The organism is Streptomyces tauricus (assembly GCF_014650955.1).
In the GTDB taxonomy this organism is placed as follows: Bacteria; Actinomycetota; Actinomycetes; order Streptomycetales; family Streptomycetaceae; genus Streptomyces; species Streptomyces tauricus.
The window spans coordinates 1-15,732 of sequence record NZ_BMVY01000010.1 but is presented as its reverse complement, the minus strand read 5'-3'; the positions used below and the strand labels follow the sequence as shown (position 1 = coordinate 15,732).

Below are 15,732 nucleotides of genomic sequence, written 5' to 3'. Positions count from 1 at the left end.
TCAGACCTCCGTCCGCAGCAGGCGCAGATAGACCAGGGAGAAGAGGGAGCCGACCACCAGCAGGAGAAGGGCGACGGCGGTCCCGTAGCCGATCATGCTCTTCTGGAAGGCCTGCTCGTACATGAAGAGCGGGAGGGTCTGGCTGCGGTTTCCCGGGCCGCCCCGCGTCATCACCCAGATCAGACCGAAGACCGAAAGGGTCTGGAGGGTGTTGAGCATCAGGTTCGTGCCGATGGAGCGGCGGATCATCGGCAGCGTGATGTGCCACATCCGGCGCCAGCCGCCCGCGCCGTCCACCTCGGCCGCCTCGGTGATCTCCTTGGGGATCTCGTTCAGGGCGGCCGAGTAGACCAGCATCGAGAAGGCCGTCCCGCGCCACACGTTCGCGAACGACACCGCCAGGATCGGCAGGGTGAACAGCCAGTTCTGGGACGGCAGATGCAGCCAGTCGAGGATCGCGTTCAGTGTGCCCTCGCGGCGGAAGAAGGCGTACAGCAGGAAGCCGGCCACGACCTCGGGGAGCACCCAGGCCGTGACGACGATCCCGCCCGTGAGCGTACGGATCGGCTTCGACGCGCGCTGCATCAGCGCGGCCAGGGCCAGGCCCAGCGTGTTCTGGCCGACGATCGAGCTGAGGAACGTGAAGACGAGCGTCAGCCATACGGCGTTGAGGAACGCGTCGTCCTCGAACGCCGTACGGAAGTTGTCGAAACCGGTGAAGGACGACTCGGCCTGGCCGGTGAGCTGCAGATCGGTGAAGGCGATGTAGGCGCAGTACGCGATCGGCCCGGCCAGGAAGAGGACGAGGATGACGAGGGCGGGGGTGACGGGGAGGGCCCGGGTGAGGGTGCGCAGCCGAGGGGCGCGGTTGCTGCCGCTCTCCTTGCCGACCACCGTGCGCTCACCGGGACCCGCTCCCCGCTGACTTACGACCACACTGTGCTCACTTCTTGATGACCTGGTTGTCCGTGACCGACTTCAGTTCCTCGTCGTAGCCCTTGGCCGCCTCGGTGACCGAGCTGTCGCCCGTCGTCACCCCTTCCATCGCCTCCTGGATGGCCGTGGAGACCTTCGGGTACGCGGGGTAGGCCGGGCGGTAGTGCGTGTTGGCCACCAGATCCGTGAAGAACTCGATGCCGGGCTGCGCCTTCGCGTACGCCGGGTCCTCGGCCACGTCCGTGCGCACCGCGATACCGGAGTTGGCGATGTACCACTTCTGGGCGTTCGCCTTCGTCTGCATCAGCTTGACGAACTCGAAGGCCATGTCGGGGTTGGCGGCCTTGCTCGGGACGGCCCAGGTCCAGCCGCCCGACATGCTCACCTTGCCGGGGGACTGGCCGTTCTGCGTCGGCATGTACGCGAGCCCCAGCTTCTCCGACCACTCGGGCCACTCGTGGCCGCTGCCCTTCAGCCAGTCCTGCGGGAGCCAGGAGCCGTCGAGGTTGATGCCGAGCTTGCCCTCGGGGAGCAGTTCACCGCGGACGCGGGTCGCGAAGTTCGGGTCGAGGGCGTCCGAGACGTCCGGGCCGAGCTTCTCCTTGAAGACCGTCTCGACGAACTGCAGCGAGTCCTTGAACCCCTGGCTGCCGGTGATCCACTTCTTGGACCCCGTGTCGTACAGCGGGCTCTCGGTGGCGCCGGTGGCCGTCCCGTACAGGAGCATCTCGAAGCCCTGCATGGTGGCCGCCTCACCCGCGGGCTTGCCCGTGTACACGTTCATGGGGGTGACGTCCGGGACCTTCTCCTTGATCGTGCGGGCCGCGTCGAGGATGTCGTCCCAGTTCCTCGGCTGCCAGTCGGCCGGCAGTCCGGCCTCCTTGAAGATGCCCTTGTCGAACCAGAGACCGCGGGTGTCCGTGCCGTCCGGGACGCCGTACGTCTTGCCGTCCTCCGCCTGCGCCGCCGACTTCGCCGTGTCGATGAACTGGCCCCAGTCGTCCCACTTGTCGAGGTACGGGTCCAGGGGCTTGAGGTAGCCGCTCGTGATGTCGGAGTTGATGAGGAACGTGTCCTCGTAGACCAGGTCCGGTGCGGTCTTGGGGGAGCGGAGCATCTGCTGGAGCTTCGTGTAGTACTCCGAGTCCGGGGCCTTGATCGGGACCAGCTTGACCTTCTTGCCCGGGTTGGCCTTCTCGAACTGCGTCTTGATGTCCGCGAGGTACTTGTCCATGACACGGACGGAGTTGTCCGTCGACTGTTTGTAGGAGATCTCCACGGTGTCCGGATCGCTGCCGGAACCGCTGCCGCAGGCGGTGAGCGCGGTGGCGGTGAGCAGGGTCGCGACAAGGAGCGGAGTGGGGGTGGGACGCACGGGTACGACCTCCTGCCGGCCGACGTCTTTGTGGCCGTTGTTCGATGGCCCGAACGTAAGAGCAGTGGTCATGTCAGGTCAATGACCTTGCGCGACTGCTCCGTTACGGTCGTGTCTCATCGTGCCCTGTCGCGGCCCGTCGTGGTCCCGTAGCGCCGTGTAGTCCCGCATATGGCCTGAATGTTCGGCCGCGCGTACGTGTCCGGGTACGCCGCCGGTCACCCCTTGACCCATCGGTACTGCAGCTCCGGGCGGCCCACCTGCCCGTACTGAGGGCTGCGCCCCGCTCTCCCCGCGTCCACCAGATGCTCCAGATACCGCCGGGCCGTGATCCGCGAGATGCCCACGGCCGCGGCGACGCCCGTCGCGGTCAGCCCCTCCGCGTGGTCGCGCAGCGCCCGGGTGACCTTCTCCAGCGTGGGCGCGCTCAGCCCTTTCGGCAGGGCCGCCGGGCCGGGCGCCCGGAGCGTGGCGAGGGCCCGGTCGACCTCGTCCTGACCGCTGGCCTCGCCGGCCGCGGCGTGGAACTCGGCGTACCGGACGAGCCGGTCCCGCAGGGTGGCGAAGGTGAACGGCTTCAGTACGTACTGCACGACTCCCAGCGACACGCCCTCCCGTACGACGGTCAGGTCGCGCGCGGACGTCACCGCGATCACGTCCGCGTGGTAGCCGGCGGCCCGCAGCGAGCGGGCCAGCTGCAGACCGTGCACGTCCGGGAGGTGGAGGTCGAGGAGGAGCAGGTCCACGGGTGTGCGGTCCAGCGCGCGTCTGGCCTCCGCACCCGTGTGCGCCTTGCCGACCGCGGTGAATCCGGGCACCCGCCCCACGTACAGGACATGCGCGTCCGCCGCGACGGGGTCGTCCTCGACGACCAGGACGCGGATGTCCTGACCGGGGGAAGGCGTGCTCATACGGTGCCTCCGTGCGGCGGCGGGGGCGAGGCTTTTGGCTCTGCCCCCGCCCCGGGGCCGGGTTCGGTTGCGGGGTGCGGGTCGGCGGGGGCCGGCCGCGCCGTTCCCCGCGCCCCTGACGGGCGAAGGACCGCGCCGTTCCCCGCGTCCCTCGAAGACGGCTCGGAGTCGGTTCCGGCCCCGGCGTGGACCCTAGCCCCTTCCCGGGACCTTTCCACCGCCGGAGGCAACGGCAGGCGCGCCTCGAAGGACGCTCCGCCGCCGGGGGCCGTGGTCACGGTGAGCGTGCCGTCGTGCCGTGCCACCGCCTGCCGTACGAGGGCCAGGCCGAGCCCGCGCCCACCGGGCCCCGCCGGCTTCGTGGACCAGCCGCGCTGGAAGACCTCCTCCGTGTGGGCCGGGTCCACCCCCGCCCCGGTGTCGGTGACCCGCAGGACAAGACCCTCCGCGTCCGCGAGCGCGGTGACGGTGACCCGGGCGCCCACCGAGCCCTGCGCCGCGTCCACGGCGTTGTCGATCAGATTGCCCAGGACCGTCACCAGGTCACGGGCGGTCAGGGAGACCGGGAGCAGACCGTCGTCGATGCTGCTGTCCTCGGAGACCACCAGCTCGACACCGCGCTCGTTCGCCTGGGCCGTCTTGCCCAGCAGCAGCGCGGCGAGGACCGGCTCGCTGACCGCCGCCACCACCTGGTCGGTCAGGGCCTGCGCCAGCTCCAGCTCGGCCGTGGCGAAGTCGACGGCCTCCTCGGCCCGCCCCAGCTCGATCAGCGAGACGACCGTGTGGAGCCGGTTCGCCGCCTCGTGGGCCTGCGAGCGCAACGCCGTCGTGAAGCCCCGCTCGGAGTCCAGCTCGCCCATCAGGGACTGCAGCTCGGTGACATCGCGCAGGGTCACGACCGTGCCCCGGCGCTCGCCGCCCGACACCGGCGAGGTGTTCACGACGAGCACCCGCGACTCGGTGAGATACACCTCGTCCACCCGCGGCTCACCCGACAGCAGCGCCCCCGTCAGCGGAGCCGGCAGTTCCAGCTCCGCCACCGAGTGGCCCACCACGTCACCGCGCGCCCCGAGCAGCTCACGCCCGCCGTCGTTGATCAGCGCCACCCGGTACTGCCCGTCCAGCATCAGCAGCCCCTCGCGCACCGCGTGCAGGGCCGCCTCGTGGTAGTCGTGCATCCGGCTCAGCTCGGCCGCGTTCATCCCGTGGGTGGAGCGGCGCAGGCGGGCGTTGATGACGTACGTACCGACCGCGCCCAGCGCCAGCGCCGCGGCGGCGACCCCGATCAGGGCCTTGACCTGCCCCTCGACCCGCTGGCTGATCTCGTCGACCTTGATCCCGGCACTGACCAGGCCGACGATCCTGCCGCTGTCGTATATGGGGGTGACGGCCCGCACGGACTCGCCGAGCGTCCCCGTGTACGTCTCGGTGAAGGACTGGCCGAGAAGGGCACGGTCCGTGTGCCCCAGGAAGTGCTTGCCGATCAGCTCCTCGTTGGGGTGGGTCCAGCGGATGCCCTCAGGGTTCATGATCGTGACGAAGTCGACCTGTGCGCCCCGCGTCACCGCCTGCGCGTACGGCTGGAGCGTCCTCGTCGGGTCCTCGGTGCGGATGGCCCCCCGTACGGAAGGGGAGTCCGCGACCGAACGCGCCACCCCCATCGCCTGCCGGCCCGCCGCGTCCTCGGCCTGGCTGCGGTCGCTGACGTACGTGAAGAGCGCGCAGCCCGCGACCACCACGGCGACGAGCACGGCCTGCATGGCGAAGAGCTGGCCCGCCAGGCTGCGCGGTCGGGGGGCACGGGGAAGGCGCATGCGCACAGTCTGCCTGGCTGGAAATGTGTGAACGAAATGAACGGAAGGGTGACCGCCCTCACACGCTGGGAGATAGTCACCGACAACCCCCGGACGTGAGCCGCACGCCGGATGATGCCGACGACGTCGTCAAGGAGGGCAGCCGTGACCAGCACACCCGATACGGCACCTGCCGCTCCCGCTGCAAAGCGGGACCGCACGCACTATCTGTACATCGCGGTGATCATCGCCGTGGCCGCCGGTATCGCGGTGGGGCTGATCGCCCCCGATTTCGCGGTGAAGCTGAAGCCGATCGGAACCGGCTTCGTGAACCTGATCAAGATGATGATCTCGCCGATCATCTTCTGCACGATCGTCCTGGGCATCGGCTCGGTACGCAAGGCCGCCAAGGTCGGCGCGGTGGGCGGCATCGCGCTCGGCTACTTCGTGGTCATGTCGTTCGTCGCGCTCGCCATCGGCCTGGTCGTCGGCAACATCCTGGAGCCCGGGACGGGCCTCGCGGTGACCGACGCGATCAAGGACGCCGGCCAGGGACAGGTCGTCGAGGCCAAGAACACCGAGGAGTTCCTGCTCGGGATCATCCCCACGACGATGGTCTCCGCCTTCACCGGCGGCGAGGTCCTGCAGACCCTGCTCATCGCGCTGCTCACCGGATTCGCGCTGCAGGCCATGGGCTCGTCCGGTGCGCCGATCCTGCGCGGCATCGAACACATCCAGCGCCTCGTCTTCCGCATCCTCGCCATGGTGATGTGGGCGGCGCCCATCGGCGCGTTCGGCGCGATCGCGGCGGTGACCGGCTCGGCCGGTGTGGACGCACTCAAGAGCCTCGCCGTCCTGATGCTCGGCTTCTACGTGACCTGTTTCCTCTTCGTCTTCATCGTGCTCGGCGCGCTGCTGCGGATCGTCGCGGGCCTGAACATCTTCCTGCTCCTCAAGTACCTGGGCCGGGAGTTCCTGCTCATCCTCTCCACCTCCTCCTCCGAGTCCGCGCTGCCGCGGCTCATCGCGAAGATGGAGCACCTGGGCATCAGCAAGCCGGTGGTCGGTATCACCGTCCCGACCGGCTACTCCTTCAACCTCGACGGCACCATGATCTACATGACCATGGCGTCGCTGTTCATCGCCGACGCCATGGGTACGCCGATGGCCATCAGCGAGCAGATCCCGCTGCTCCTCTTCCTGCTCGTCGCCTCCAAGGGCGCGGCGGGGGTCACCGGCGCGGGTCTGGCCACCCTGGCGGGCGGTCTCTCGTCCCACAAGCCGGCGCTGGTGGACGGCATCGGCCTGATCGTCGGCATCGACCGCTTCATGAGCGAGGCGCGCGCCCTGACGAACTTCGCGGGCAACGCGGTGGCGACGGTCCTGATCGGTACGTGGACCAAGGAGATCGACCGGCCTCGGGTGGACGAGGTGCTGGCGGGGCGGATCCCGTTCGACGAGACGACGCTGCTGGACGACGGACACGGGGGTCGTGCCGACGGCGACGGTTCGTCCGAGGCCGCTGATGTGCCGGAGCAGTCCGGGCCTGGCGACAAGGAACTCGCCAAGGCGTAGCAAGCCATCTCCCTCCCCCGGCCGCCGGCGGCCGACCAGGTCCCCCCACCTGGCGGCCGCCGGTGGTTTCGACTGTGTCGAGAGCCCAGTGGACGGATGCGGGTCGAGGATGCGGGTGAGTGAGTGCTGGCCGCGCAGTTCCCCGCGCCCCTCAAGGGGCGCGGGGAACTGCGCAGTCTTTGGGTCTTTAGGGGCGCGGGGAACGGCGCAATCTTTGGTCTTTGGGGGCGCGGGGAACCGCGCATGCTTGCCTTGACGTCGGCGTCAAGGATTACCGTCACCGCATGCGAATCGGCGAGCTGGCGGAGCGGGCCGGCACCACCACGCGCACGCTCAGGTACTACGAGTCGCGGGGCCTGCTGCCCGCGCGCCGCGGCAGCAACGGGTACCGGACGTACGACGAGGACGATCTGAAGCTGCTGCGGCAGATCAGGACGCTGCAGGACTTCGGGTTCGACCTGGAGGAGACGCGGCCCTTCGTGGAGTGTCTGCGGGCCGGCCACCCGGAGGGCGACGCCTGTCCGGCCTCGCTCGCCGTGTACCGGCGCAAGCTGGGCGAGCTCGACGCGCTGATCGACGAGCTGCGGTCGGTACGCGACCAGGTCGGCGGGCAGTTGGCGCGCGCCGAGCGGGCGATGGACGAGCTGGCGTCCGAGGCGGCGGTTCCGGGCGGTCCGGAACCGGTATGCGAACTGGGAGGGCGGACGGGGTGATCAAGGCAGTGGGTGTGGCCGAGGTGACGGACGACAGCTTCGAGGCGGAGGTGATCGGGGCGGAGCTGCCCGTGCTGGTGGAGTTCACCGCGGACTGGTGCCCGCCGTGCCGGCAGATCGCGCCGGTGCTGAGCGCCGTCGCCGCCGAGGAGGGCGACCGACTCAAGGTGGTGCAGCTGGACGTGGACACGAACCCGGAGACCACGAACGCGTACGGGGTGCTGTCGATGCCCACGCTCATCGTGTTCCGCGACGGGCGGCCGGTGAAGTCGATGGTGGGCGCCCGCCCCAAGCGGCGGCTCCTGGAGGAGCTGGCGGACGTGCTCTGAGGCACGGCGGCGGACTCTGCCGGGCGGAATAAAGAAATCCCCCGCAAGCAATTGCTTGCGGGGGATTTCTTTGCGTATATTGAATGGTTCGCGACTTGCGTAAAACAAGTCACGGAGAAGTTCACTGTGCACAGTATATCCGGCCGGGAGCGGAATTGTCAAACAGGCCCTCGAACACAGACCGAGACACAAACTCGACCAATGGATTGCCGGACGATGAATTGCGTCATGAGCAGGAATTCATCGACGGCCTGTACGCGCGCGTCGACGCGTTGCGCGGCGGTACCGAGGCCTCGGTGACGGACGCCCTCGCCCAGGGCAGCACCCCCATGCAGGCCCGCCTCGAACGCGACGTCCTGGTCGCCGAACGCTCCGGCCTGCTCGCCGCGCTGAACGCGGTGGACGGCTCGCTCTGCTTCGGCCGGATCGACCTCACGGACGCCTCCTCCGACGGCACCACAGGCAGCACCACCGGCGGCACCTCCGGCCGCACCCACCACATCGGCCGTATCGGCATCCGCGCCGACGACGCCGAACACACGCCGATCCTGATCGACTGGCGGGCCCCGGTCGCCCGCCCCTTCTACCTCGCCACCGGCCACACCCCCATGGGCCTGCGCCGCCGTCGGCACATCACCACCGAAGGCCGTACCGTCACCGCCCTGCACGACGAGATCCTCGACCTGGGCGACCGGCTGCGTACGGGCCACGAGGACCCGACCGGCGACGCCGTGCTGCTCTCCGCGCTCAACTCCGCGCGCACCGGCCGCATGAGCGACATCGTGCAGACCATCCAGGCCGAGCAGGACCGCATCATCCGCGCCCCGCACCGCGGCATCCTCGTGGTGGAGGGCGGCCCCGGCACCGGCAAGACGGCGGTCGCGCTGCACCGGGCGGCGTACCTCCTCTACGAGCACCGGGAACTGCTCGCCAAGCGGGCCGTCCTGATCGTCGGCCCGAACCCCGCCTTCCTCGGCTACATCGGAGAGGTACTGCCCTCACTCGGCGAGACGGGCGTCCTGCTCGCCACCGTCGGCGAGCTGTTCCCCGGCGTACGGGCGACCGCCTCCGACACCCCCGAGGCCGCCGCAGTGAAGGGCCGCGCCGACATGGCCGACGTCCTCGCCGCCGTCGTACGCGACCGTCAGGCACTGCCCGACCCGGTCATCGCCATCGAGCACGACCGGGACATCCTGATGCTCGACGCCGGTCTCGTGGGCGTCGCCCGCGACCGCACCCGTGAGGCGCGGCTGCCGCACAACGTGGCCCGCGAACACTTCGAGGGCCATATCTTCAACACCCTCACCGACATGCTCGCCGAGCGGATCGGCACGGACCCCTTCGACGGTACGAACCTGCTCGACCCCAGCGACATCACCCAGATCCGCGACGATCTCGCCGAGAACCCCGAGGTCTGGGCCGCCATCGACCAGTTGTGGCCGCGCGTCACCCCGCGGCGCCTCGTCGCGGACTTCCTCGCCGAACCCGACGCGTACCTCACCGTGGCCGACGCGGAAGCCGTCCGCCGGCCCGTGACCCGGGCCTGGACCACCTCCGACGTCCCCCTCCTCGACGAGGCCGCCGAACTCCTCGGCGAGGACGACCGGATGACACGCGCCGCCGCCGAACAGGAGCGGGACCGCCAGATCGCCTACGCGCAGGGCGTCCTGGACGTCTCCTACGCGTCCAGGACGTACGAGTTCGAGGACATGGACGTCGAGGACGCGGAGGTCCTGTCGGCACACGACATCATCGACGCCGAACGGATGGCCGAGCGCCACGAGGAGGACGACCACCGCAGCGCCGCCGAGCGGGCCGCCGCCGACCGGACCTGGGCGTTCGGGCACATCATCGTCGACGAGGCGCAGGAGTTGTCGCCGATGGCCTGGCGGCTGCTGATGCGGCGCAGTCCGACGCGGTCGATGACGCTGGTGGGGGACCCGGCCCAGACGGCCGAGGCGGCGGGTGTGGGCTCCTGGTCGGAGATCCTGTCCCCGTACGTCGAGGACCGCTGGGAACACACCCGTCTCGCGGTCAACTACCGGACGCCGTCCGAGATCATGGAGGTGGCGGCGGCGGTGCTGCGCGCCGAGCGGCCCGGCTTCGAGCCGCCGAGCTCGGTGCGGTCGACGGGGGTACGGCCCTGGGTGCGCGAGAGCTCCGACCTGGCCGGTGCGGTGGAGAAGGCCGTCGCCGATCTGACCCCCGCCGAAGGGCGGCTCGCGGTGATCGCGCCGCGGGAACTGCACGGGGTGCTGGCCGCGGGGCTCGACGGGGTGGCGGCGGGGGAGGCGCCCGATCTCACCCGTGGGGTCGTGCTGCTCGATCCGCGGCAGGCGAAGGGGCTGGAGTTCGATGCGGTGCTGGTGGTGGAGCCGGGGCGGTTCGGAACGAGCGACCTGTATGTGGCCCTGACCCGGGCCACGCAGTCCCTCGGCATCGTCCACGCCACCCCCCTCCCGGCCCCCTTGGCAAAAGCGCTCTGACCTTTCCCTCGCCCCCGCCGCCCCTACCCGTTCCGTTCTCGGGGGCCAGCCCCCGAACCCCCGCTCCTCAAACGCCGGAGGGGCTGAGATGTCGCCGGACGGGCGTATGTCTTTCAGCCCGTCCGGCGTTTGAGGACAACGGGGGCGAGGGGGCGCAGCCCCCATGCAGTGACGGGAAGGGTAGGGGCGGCGGGGGCGAAGGAAAAAGGGCTAGGCCGGGCGGAGCCATACCGTTGACAGGGGGGGCAGGGTCAGGCGGAGGGAGGCCGGGCGGCCGTGCCACGCCTGGTCGTCCGGCTTCAGGGGGTCGGCGTTCCCCACCCCACCCCCGCCGTACCGCCCCGCATCCGTGTTCAGCACCTCATGCCACGCGGGTACGTCATCGGGCACCCCGAGCCGGTACTCCTGCCGCACCACCGGCGAGAAGTTGGACACGGCGAGCAGCGGCACCCCGTCCACCCCGAAGCGCAGGAACGCGAACACGTTGTCCTCGGCGGCATCCCCGGCGACCCACCCGAACCCGGCGGGATCGGTGTCCAGCTCCCAGAGCGCCGGCACCCGCCGGTACACGGCGTTGAGGTCGCGCACGAGATCGCGTACACCCCGGTGGTCGGCCTCCGCCCCGTACGACGGGTCGAGGAGCCACCAGTCGGGCCCGTGCGCCTCGGACCACTCGGCGCCCTGCGCGAACTCCTGCCCCATGAACAGGAGCTGCTTGCCGGGGTGCGCCCACATGAAGCCCAGATAGGCACGGTGGGTGGCACGCTGCTGCCACCAGTCACCCGGCAGCTTCGACACCAGCGACCGCTTGCCGTGCACGACCTCGTCGTGGGAGATCGGCAGGACGTAGTTCTCGCTGTACGCGTACACCATCGAGAACGTCATCTCGTGGTGGTGGTACTTGCGGTGGACCGGCTCGTGGGTGACGTAGTCCAGCGAGTCGTGCATCCAGCCCATGTTCCACTTCAGGCCGAAGCCGAGTCCGCCGAAGCCGCCGGGCCCGATGTGGTGGGTGGCCCGGGTGACACCGTCCCACGCGGTCGACTCCTCGGCGATCGTGACGACCCCGGGCTCGCGCCGGTAGACGGTGGCGTTCATCTCCTGGAGGAAGGCGACGGCGTCGAGGTTCTCCCGGCCGCCGTGGACGTTGGGCGTCCACTGGCCGGCCTCGCGCGAGTAGTCGAGGTACAGCATGGAGGCAACCGCGTCGACGCGCAGCCCGTCGATGTGGAACTCCTCGCACCAGTACACGGCGTTGGCGACCAGGAAATTGCGCACCTCGCGGCGCCCGTAGTCGAATTCGAGGGTTCCCCAGTCGGGGTGCGCGGCCCGCAGCGGGTCCTCGTGCTCGTACAGCGGACGCCCGTCGAACTCGGCGAGCGCCCACTCGTCCCGCGGGAAGTGCGCGGGCACCCAGTCCATGATCACGCCGATACCGGCCCGGTGCAGCGCGTCGACCAGGTACTTGAAGTCGTCGGGGGTACCGAGCCGGGCGGTGGGCGCGTAGAAGCCGGTGACCTGGTAGCCCCAGGAGCCGCCGAAGGGGTGCTCGGCGACCGGCATCAGCTCGACGTGCGTGAAGCCGAGGTCGGAGATGTAGACGGGCAGCTGCTCGGCCAGCTGACGGTATGTCAACCCCGGTCGCCAGGAGGCCAGGTGGAGTTCGTAGACCGAGAAGGGGGCCTGGTGCGCGGGGCGGTCCGCCCGCCGCTCCATCCACTCCTGGTCCTGCCACTCGTGTCGCGAGGAGTGGATCACGGACGACGTGGCCGGCGGCAGCTCCGTACGCCGGGCCATCGGGTCGGCGCGCATCGTCTTCGTACCGTCGGGCCGGGTGATCTCGAACTTGTACAGCTCTCCCTCGCCGACGCCGGGGGCGAACAGCTCCCACACCCCGGAGGAGCCCAGCGAGCGCATCGGGAACGCGGTCCCGTCCCAGAAGTTGAAGGAGCCGGAGATCCGCACACCGCGGGCGTTCGGGGCCCAGACCGAGAAGCGGGTGCCGGGCACGCCCTGGTGTTCCATCGGCTCCGCGCCGAGGATCGTCCACAGCTGCTCGTGCCGCCCCTCGCCGAACAGATGCAGGTCGAAGTCGCCGAGGGTGGGCAGGAAGCGGTACGCGTCCTCGACGTCCTGGACCGCCCCCTCGTACTCCACCGTCAGCCGGTAATCCGGCACCTCGCGCAGGGGCAGTACGGCGGAGAAGAAGCCGTCCCCGTCGTCGTGCAGTTCGGCTCGCAGCCCTTCCGCGACGACGGTCACGGCGAGCGCGTACGGCCGCAGCACCCGGAAGACCACACCGTCCGGCACGGGGTGGGCCCCGAGCACGGCGTGCGGATCGTGGTGCGCGCCCCCGAGCAGCCGTTCCCGGTCGGCCCGGTCCAGCACGGCCAGCGACCGTACCTCCTGGACGGGCTCCGCAACCGGTACGACGGCAGCGGCAGGAGTGACAGGAGCGGCCGGAGCTGGAGTGTCGGTGGGCGTGACGGGGGCGGGCTCCGGGGCCTCGGCCCGCACGTCCTCCACCGCCGGCCCGGCCTGCGCCTGGTCGGCGGCCTTGCCGGTGACCTTGGCCTTGTCGGCGGCCTTGTCTGCGGCCTTGGCCTTGGCCTTCGAGCTCTTCGGCTTCTTGGCGGGCGGGTTCGGGCGGGGCGTCACGGGCGGAGCCTCCTCGGCACAGTGATGAGGTGGAGCGGGTCAGGACGGTCAGGACGGTTCGGGAAGGGCCAGCCGGCGGACCGCCGCCATCGGCACGGGCAGCCAGTCGGGCCGGTGCCGTGCCTCGTACACGACTTCGTAGATCGCCTTGTCGGTCTCGTAGGCGCGCAGCAGCACCGGATCCGTACGCGGGTCACGCCCGCCGGCCTCGGCGTAACCGGAGCAGTACGCGGCCCGGCACGCGTCCGCCCAGCCGGGCACGGCGGACGGGGCGGTGGCCCCCGCGCGCAGCGAGTGCGCGGCGTAGTCGAAGGAGCGGAGCATGCCGGCCACGTCCCGCGCGGTCGGCTGGGGCAGGCGGCGCTCGGCGAGCGGCTTGGAGGGTTCGCCCTCGAAGTCGATCAGCGACCAGCTGCCGGACGGCGACCGAAGGCACTGGCCCAGATGCAGGTCCCCGTGGATCCGCTGGGCCGTCCAGGTCTGGCCCTCGCTCGCCAGATCGGCGAGCGCGTCGAACGCGGACCGCAGACCGGGCGCGTACGGCAGCAGCGAGGGGACGGTCTGGACGGCGGCCGTCAGCCGTTCGGTCATCCCCTCCACCAGCAGTTCCATCTGCGCGCGTCCCATGGTCACCTCGGGCAGCGCGCGGGCCAGCGCGGTGTGCACCTCGGCCGTGGCCCGGCCGAGCGCCCGCGCGGCACCGCTGAAGTCCTCACCCTTGGCGAGTTCGCGCAGTGCCAGGTCCCAGCCGTCCGAGGCGCCCTGGAGGAAGGGCTGCAGAACACCCAGGACGTACGGGTCGCCGGGGTCGTCGGCCAGATCGGCGAGCACCCAGCCGGCGGGCGCCGGAACCCGTGCGCAGCCCTCGCGGGCCAGCGCCAAAGGCAGCTCCAGATCGGGGTTGATCCCGGGCACGATCCGGCGCAGGAGCTTCAGGATGAACGTATCTCCGTAGACGAGAGAAGAGTTGGACTGCTCGGCGGTGACCAGGCGCGGCACCAGATCGCCCCGGATCTCCTGTGCCATGTCCCGCTCGAAGCGCAGCTCACCGATGTGCGCGCGTTCCCGCAGGGCCTCCAGGAGGACATCGGCGGGGCGCGGGTCGTGCAGGGCCTCGTACACGGTCAGTCCGGCCAGCGGCCCCTGTGTCGGATGGCCGATCAGCGCGGGCGCCAGGTGCGGCGGCAGTGTCTCGCGCACGCCGAGCAGCAGCTGGTAGCAGTCGGCCGGATGCGCGGGGGCGCTCTGCGTGGGCACGAGCGGCTGGTGGGCCCGGACGAGCAGATGGAGCAGGCCCAGCCGGGAGTTCAGTGGCAGCACTTCGGTCACCGAGACCAGGGAGAACCCGGTGACGGGACGGCCTTTTCCCGCGAACCACCGCTGCCGTGGAAGCCACTCGCGAAGCAGTGGATCGAGGGACGCGAGAAGACCGGGGCTCGTCGAAGCGGAGTGCGTGGAGCGGGTGACGGCTTCGGACATGGCGTCGCGTCCTTTCCCCGGAGTCGGGGTGTTACTACTGCGTGCCCAGGGCGGGGCGGGGGAAACCGCCCCGCCGCCCGTTGTACGTGCCTGTCCGGGCCGGGGCCTAGACGGCGTCCTTGCGGAGGCGGAACCAGTAGAAGCCGTGGCCGGCGAGGGTGAGGAGGTAGGGGAGTTCGCCGATGGCGGGGAAGCGGACGCCGCCGATGAGTTCGACGGGGTGGCGTCCGTTGAAGGTCTGGAGGTCGAGTTCGGTGGGTTGGGCGAAGCGGGAGAAGTTGTGGACGCACAGGACGAGGTCGTCCTTGTATTCGCGCAGGAAGGCGATGACGGCGGGGTTGGAGGAGGGGAGTTCGGTGTAGGAGCCGAGGCCGAAGGCGGGGTTCTGTTTGCGGATCTCGATCATGCGGCGGGTCCAGTGCAGCAGTGATGAGGGGTTGCTCATGGAGGCTTCGACGTTGGTGACCTGGTAGCCGTGGACGGGGTCCATGATGGTGGGCAGGTAGAGGCGGCCGGGGTCGCAGGAGGAGAAGCCGGCGTTGCGGTCGGGGGTCCACTGCATGGGGGTGCGTACGGCGTCGCGGTCGCCGAGCCAGATGTTGTCGCCCATGCCGATCTCGTCGCCGTAGTAGAGGATCGGGCTGCCGGGGAGGGACAGCAGGAGGGCGGTGAACAGTTCGATCTGGTTGCGGTCGTTGTCCAGGAGGGTGGCCAGGCGCCTTCGGATGCCGATGTTGGCGCGCATGCGGGGGTCTTTGGCGTATTCGGCGTACATGTAGTCGCGTTCTTCGTCGGTGACCATTTCGAGGGTGAGCTCGTCGTGGTTGCGCAGGAAGATGCCCCATTGGCAGCCGGAGGGGATGGCGGGGGTTTTCGCGAGGATTTCGGAGACGGGGTAGCGGGATTCGCGGCGGACGGCCATGAAGATGCGGGGCATGACGGGGAAGTGGAAGGCCATGTGGCATTCGTCGCCGCCGGCGGTGTAGTCGCCGAAGTAGTCGACGACGTCTTCGGGCCATTGGTTGGCTTCGGCGAGCAGGACGGTGTCGGGGTAGTGGGCGTCGATCTCGGCGCGGACCTGTTTGAGGACCTGGTGGGTGGCGGGGAGGTTTTCGCAGTCGGTGCCTTCTTCGGCGAAGAGGTAGGGGACGGCGTCGAGGCGGAAGCCGTCGATGCCGAGGTCGAGCCAGAAGCGCAGGGCGGAGATGATTTCTTCGACGACGGCGGGGTTTTCGAAGTTGAGGTCGGGTTGGTGGGAGAAGAAGCGGTGGAAGTAGTACTGCTTGCGGATGGGGTCGAAGGTCCAGTTGGAGGCTTCGGTGTCGACGAAGATGATGCGGGCGTCGGCGTATTGCTGGTCGTTGTCGGCCCACATGTAGTAGTCGCCGTAAGGCCCGGTGGGGTCGTTGCGGGAAGCCTGGAACCAGGGGTGCTGGTCGCTGGTGTGGTTCATGACGAAGTCGATGATGACGCGCAT

General features: G+C 69.9%; 11 protein-coding genes. 4 read left to right on the top strand and 7 right to left on the bottom strand.

The features are described 5' to 3' along the window. The 4 genes from IE278_RS17610 to IE278_RS17595 form a co-directional block, all read right to left on the bottom strand. The gene (locus IE278_RS17610) at positions 1-894 is read right to left on the bottom strand and encodes a carbohydrate ABC transporter permease (RefSeq protein ID WP_373312025.1); all 894 of its coding nucleotides are present in this window, start codon (positions 892-894) and stop codon (positions 1-3) included. A 49-nt stretch (positions 895-943) separates the two neighbouring features. Next, complete coding sequence (locus IE278_RS17605) at positions 944-2,311, bottom strand: extracellular solute-binding protein (protein ID WP_373312024.1); 1,368 nt, start codon at positions 2,309-2,311, stop codon at positions 944-946. A gap of 218 nt (positions 2,312-2,529) precedes the next feature. Continuing rightward, positions 2,530-3,222, bottom strand: coding sequence for a response regulator (locus IE278_RS17600; RefSeq protein WP_189773379.1), 693 nt, complete (start codon positions 3,220-3,222; stop codon positions 2,530-2,532). Further along, positions 3,219-5,036: a sensor histidine kinase gene (locus IE278_RS17595; RefSeq protein WP_189773377.1), complete on the bottom strand. Its 1,818-nt coding sequence runs from the start codon at positions 5,034-5,036 to the stop codon at positions 3,219-3,221. The genes IE278_RS17600 and IE278_RS17595 overlap by 4 nt, the downstream gene beginning before the upstream one ends. 144 nt (positions 5,037-5,180) lie before the next feature. Between IE278_RS17595 and IE278_RS17590 the strand changes: the two genes are divergently transcribed. The 4 genes from IE278_RS17590 to IE278_RS17575 all read left to right on the top strand — a co-directional run bounded on the left by IE278_RS17590 (position 5,181) and on the right by IE278_RS17575 (position 10,118). Continuing rightward, positions 5,181-6,590 (top strand): cation:dicarboxylate symporter family transporter, encoded by a 1,410-nt coding sequence (locus IE278_RS17590; protein ID WP_189773375.1) that lies wholly within the window; start codon positions 5,181-5,183, stop codon positions 6,588-6,590. A gap of 284 nt (positions 6,591-6,874) precedes the next feature. After that, positions 6,875-7,303 (top strand): MerR family transcriptional regulator, encoded by a 429-nt coding sequence (locus tag IE278_RS17585; protein ID WP_189773373.1) that lies wholly within the window; start codon positions 6,875-6,877, stop codon positions 7,301-7,303. Then, positions 7,300-7,632: a thioredoxin gene (gene trxA / locus IE278_RS17580; protein ID WP_281403182.1), complete on the top strand. Its 333-nt coding sequence runs from the start codon at positions 7,300-7,302 to the stop codon at positions 7,630-7,632. Before IE278_RS17585 ends, trxA begins: the two co-directional genes overlap by 4 nt. 221 nt (positions 7,633-7,853) lie before the next feature. After that, entirely contained in the window at positions 7,854-10,118 is a 2,265-nt protein-coding gene (locus IE278_RS17575; protein WP_246570370.1) for a HelD family protein, read from the top strand. Between the two features lie 210 nt (positions 10,119-10,328). On the opposite strand, the gene glgB is transcribed toward IE278_RS17575, so the two are convergent. The 3 genes from glgB to treS all read right to left on the bottom strand — a co-directional run. Beyond that, positions 10,329-12,776 (bottom strand): 1,4-alpha-glucan branching enzyme, encoded by a 2,448-nt coding sequence (gene glgB, locus IE278_RS17570; protein ID WP_189773370.1) that lies wholly within the window; start codon positions 12,774-12,776, stop codon positions 10,329-10,331. A 48-nt stretch (positions 12,777-12,824) separates the two neighbouring features. Next, positions 12,825-14,255 (bottom strand): maltokinase N-terminal cap-like domain-containing protein, encoded by a 1,431-nt coding sequence (locus tag IE278_RS17565; RefSeq protein WP_189773368.1) that lies wholly within the window; start codon positions 14,253-14,255, stop codon positions 12,825-12,827. A gap of 106 nt (positions 14,256-14,361) precedes the next feature. Further along, a partial coding sequence (gene treS / locus IE278_RS17560; protein WP_189773366.1) for a maltose alpha-D-glucosyltransferase occupies positions 14,362-15,732 on the bottom strand: 1,371 nt, incomplete at its 5' end.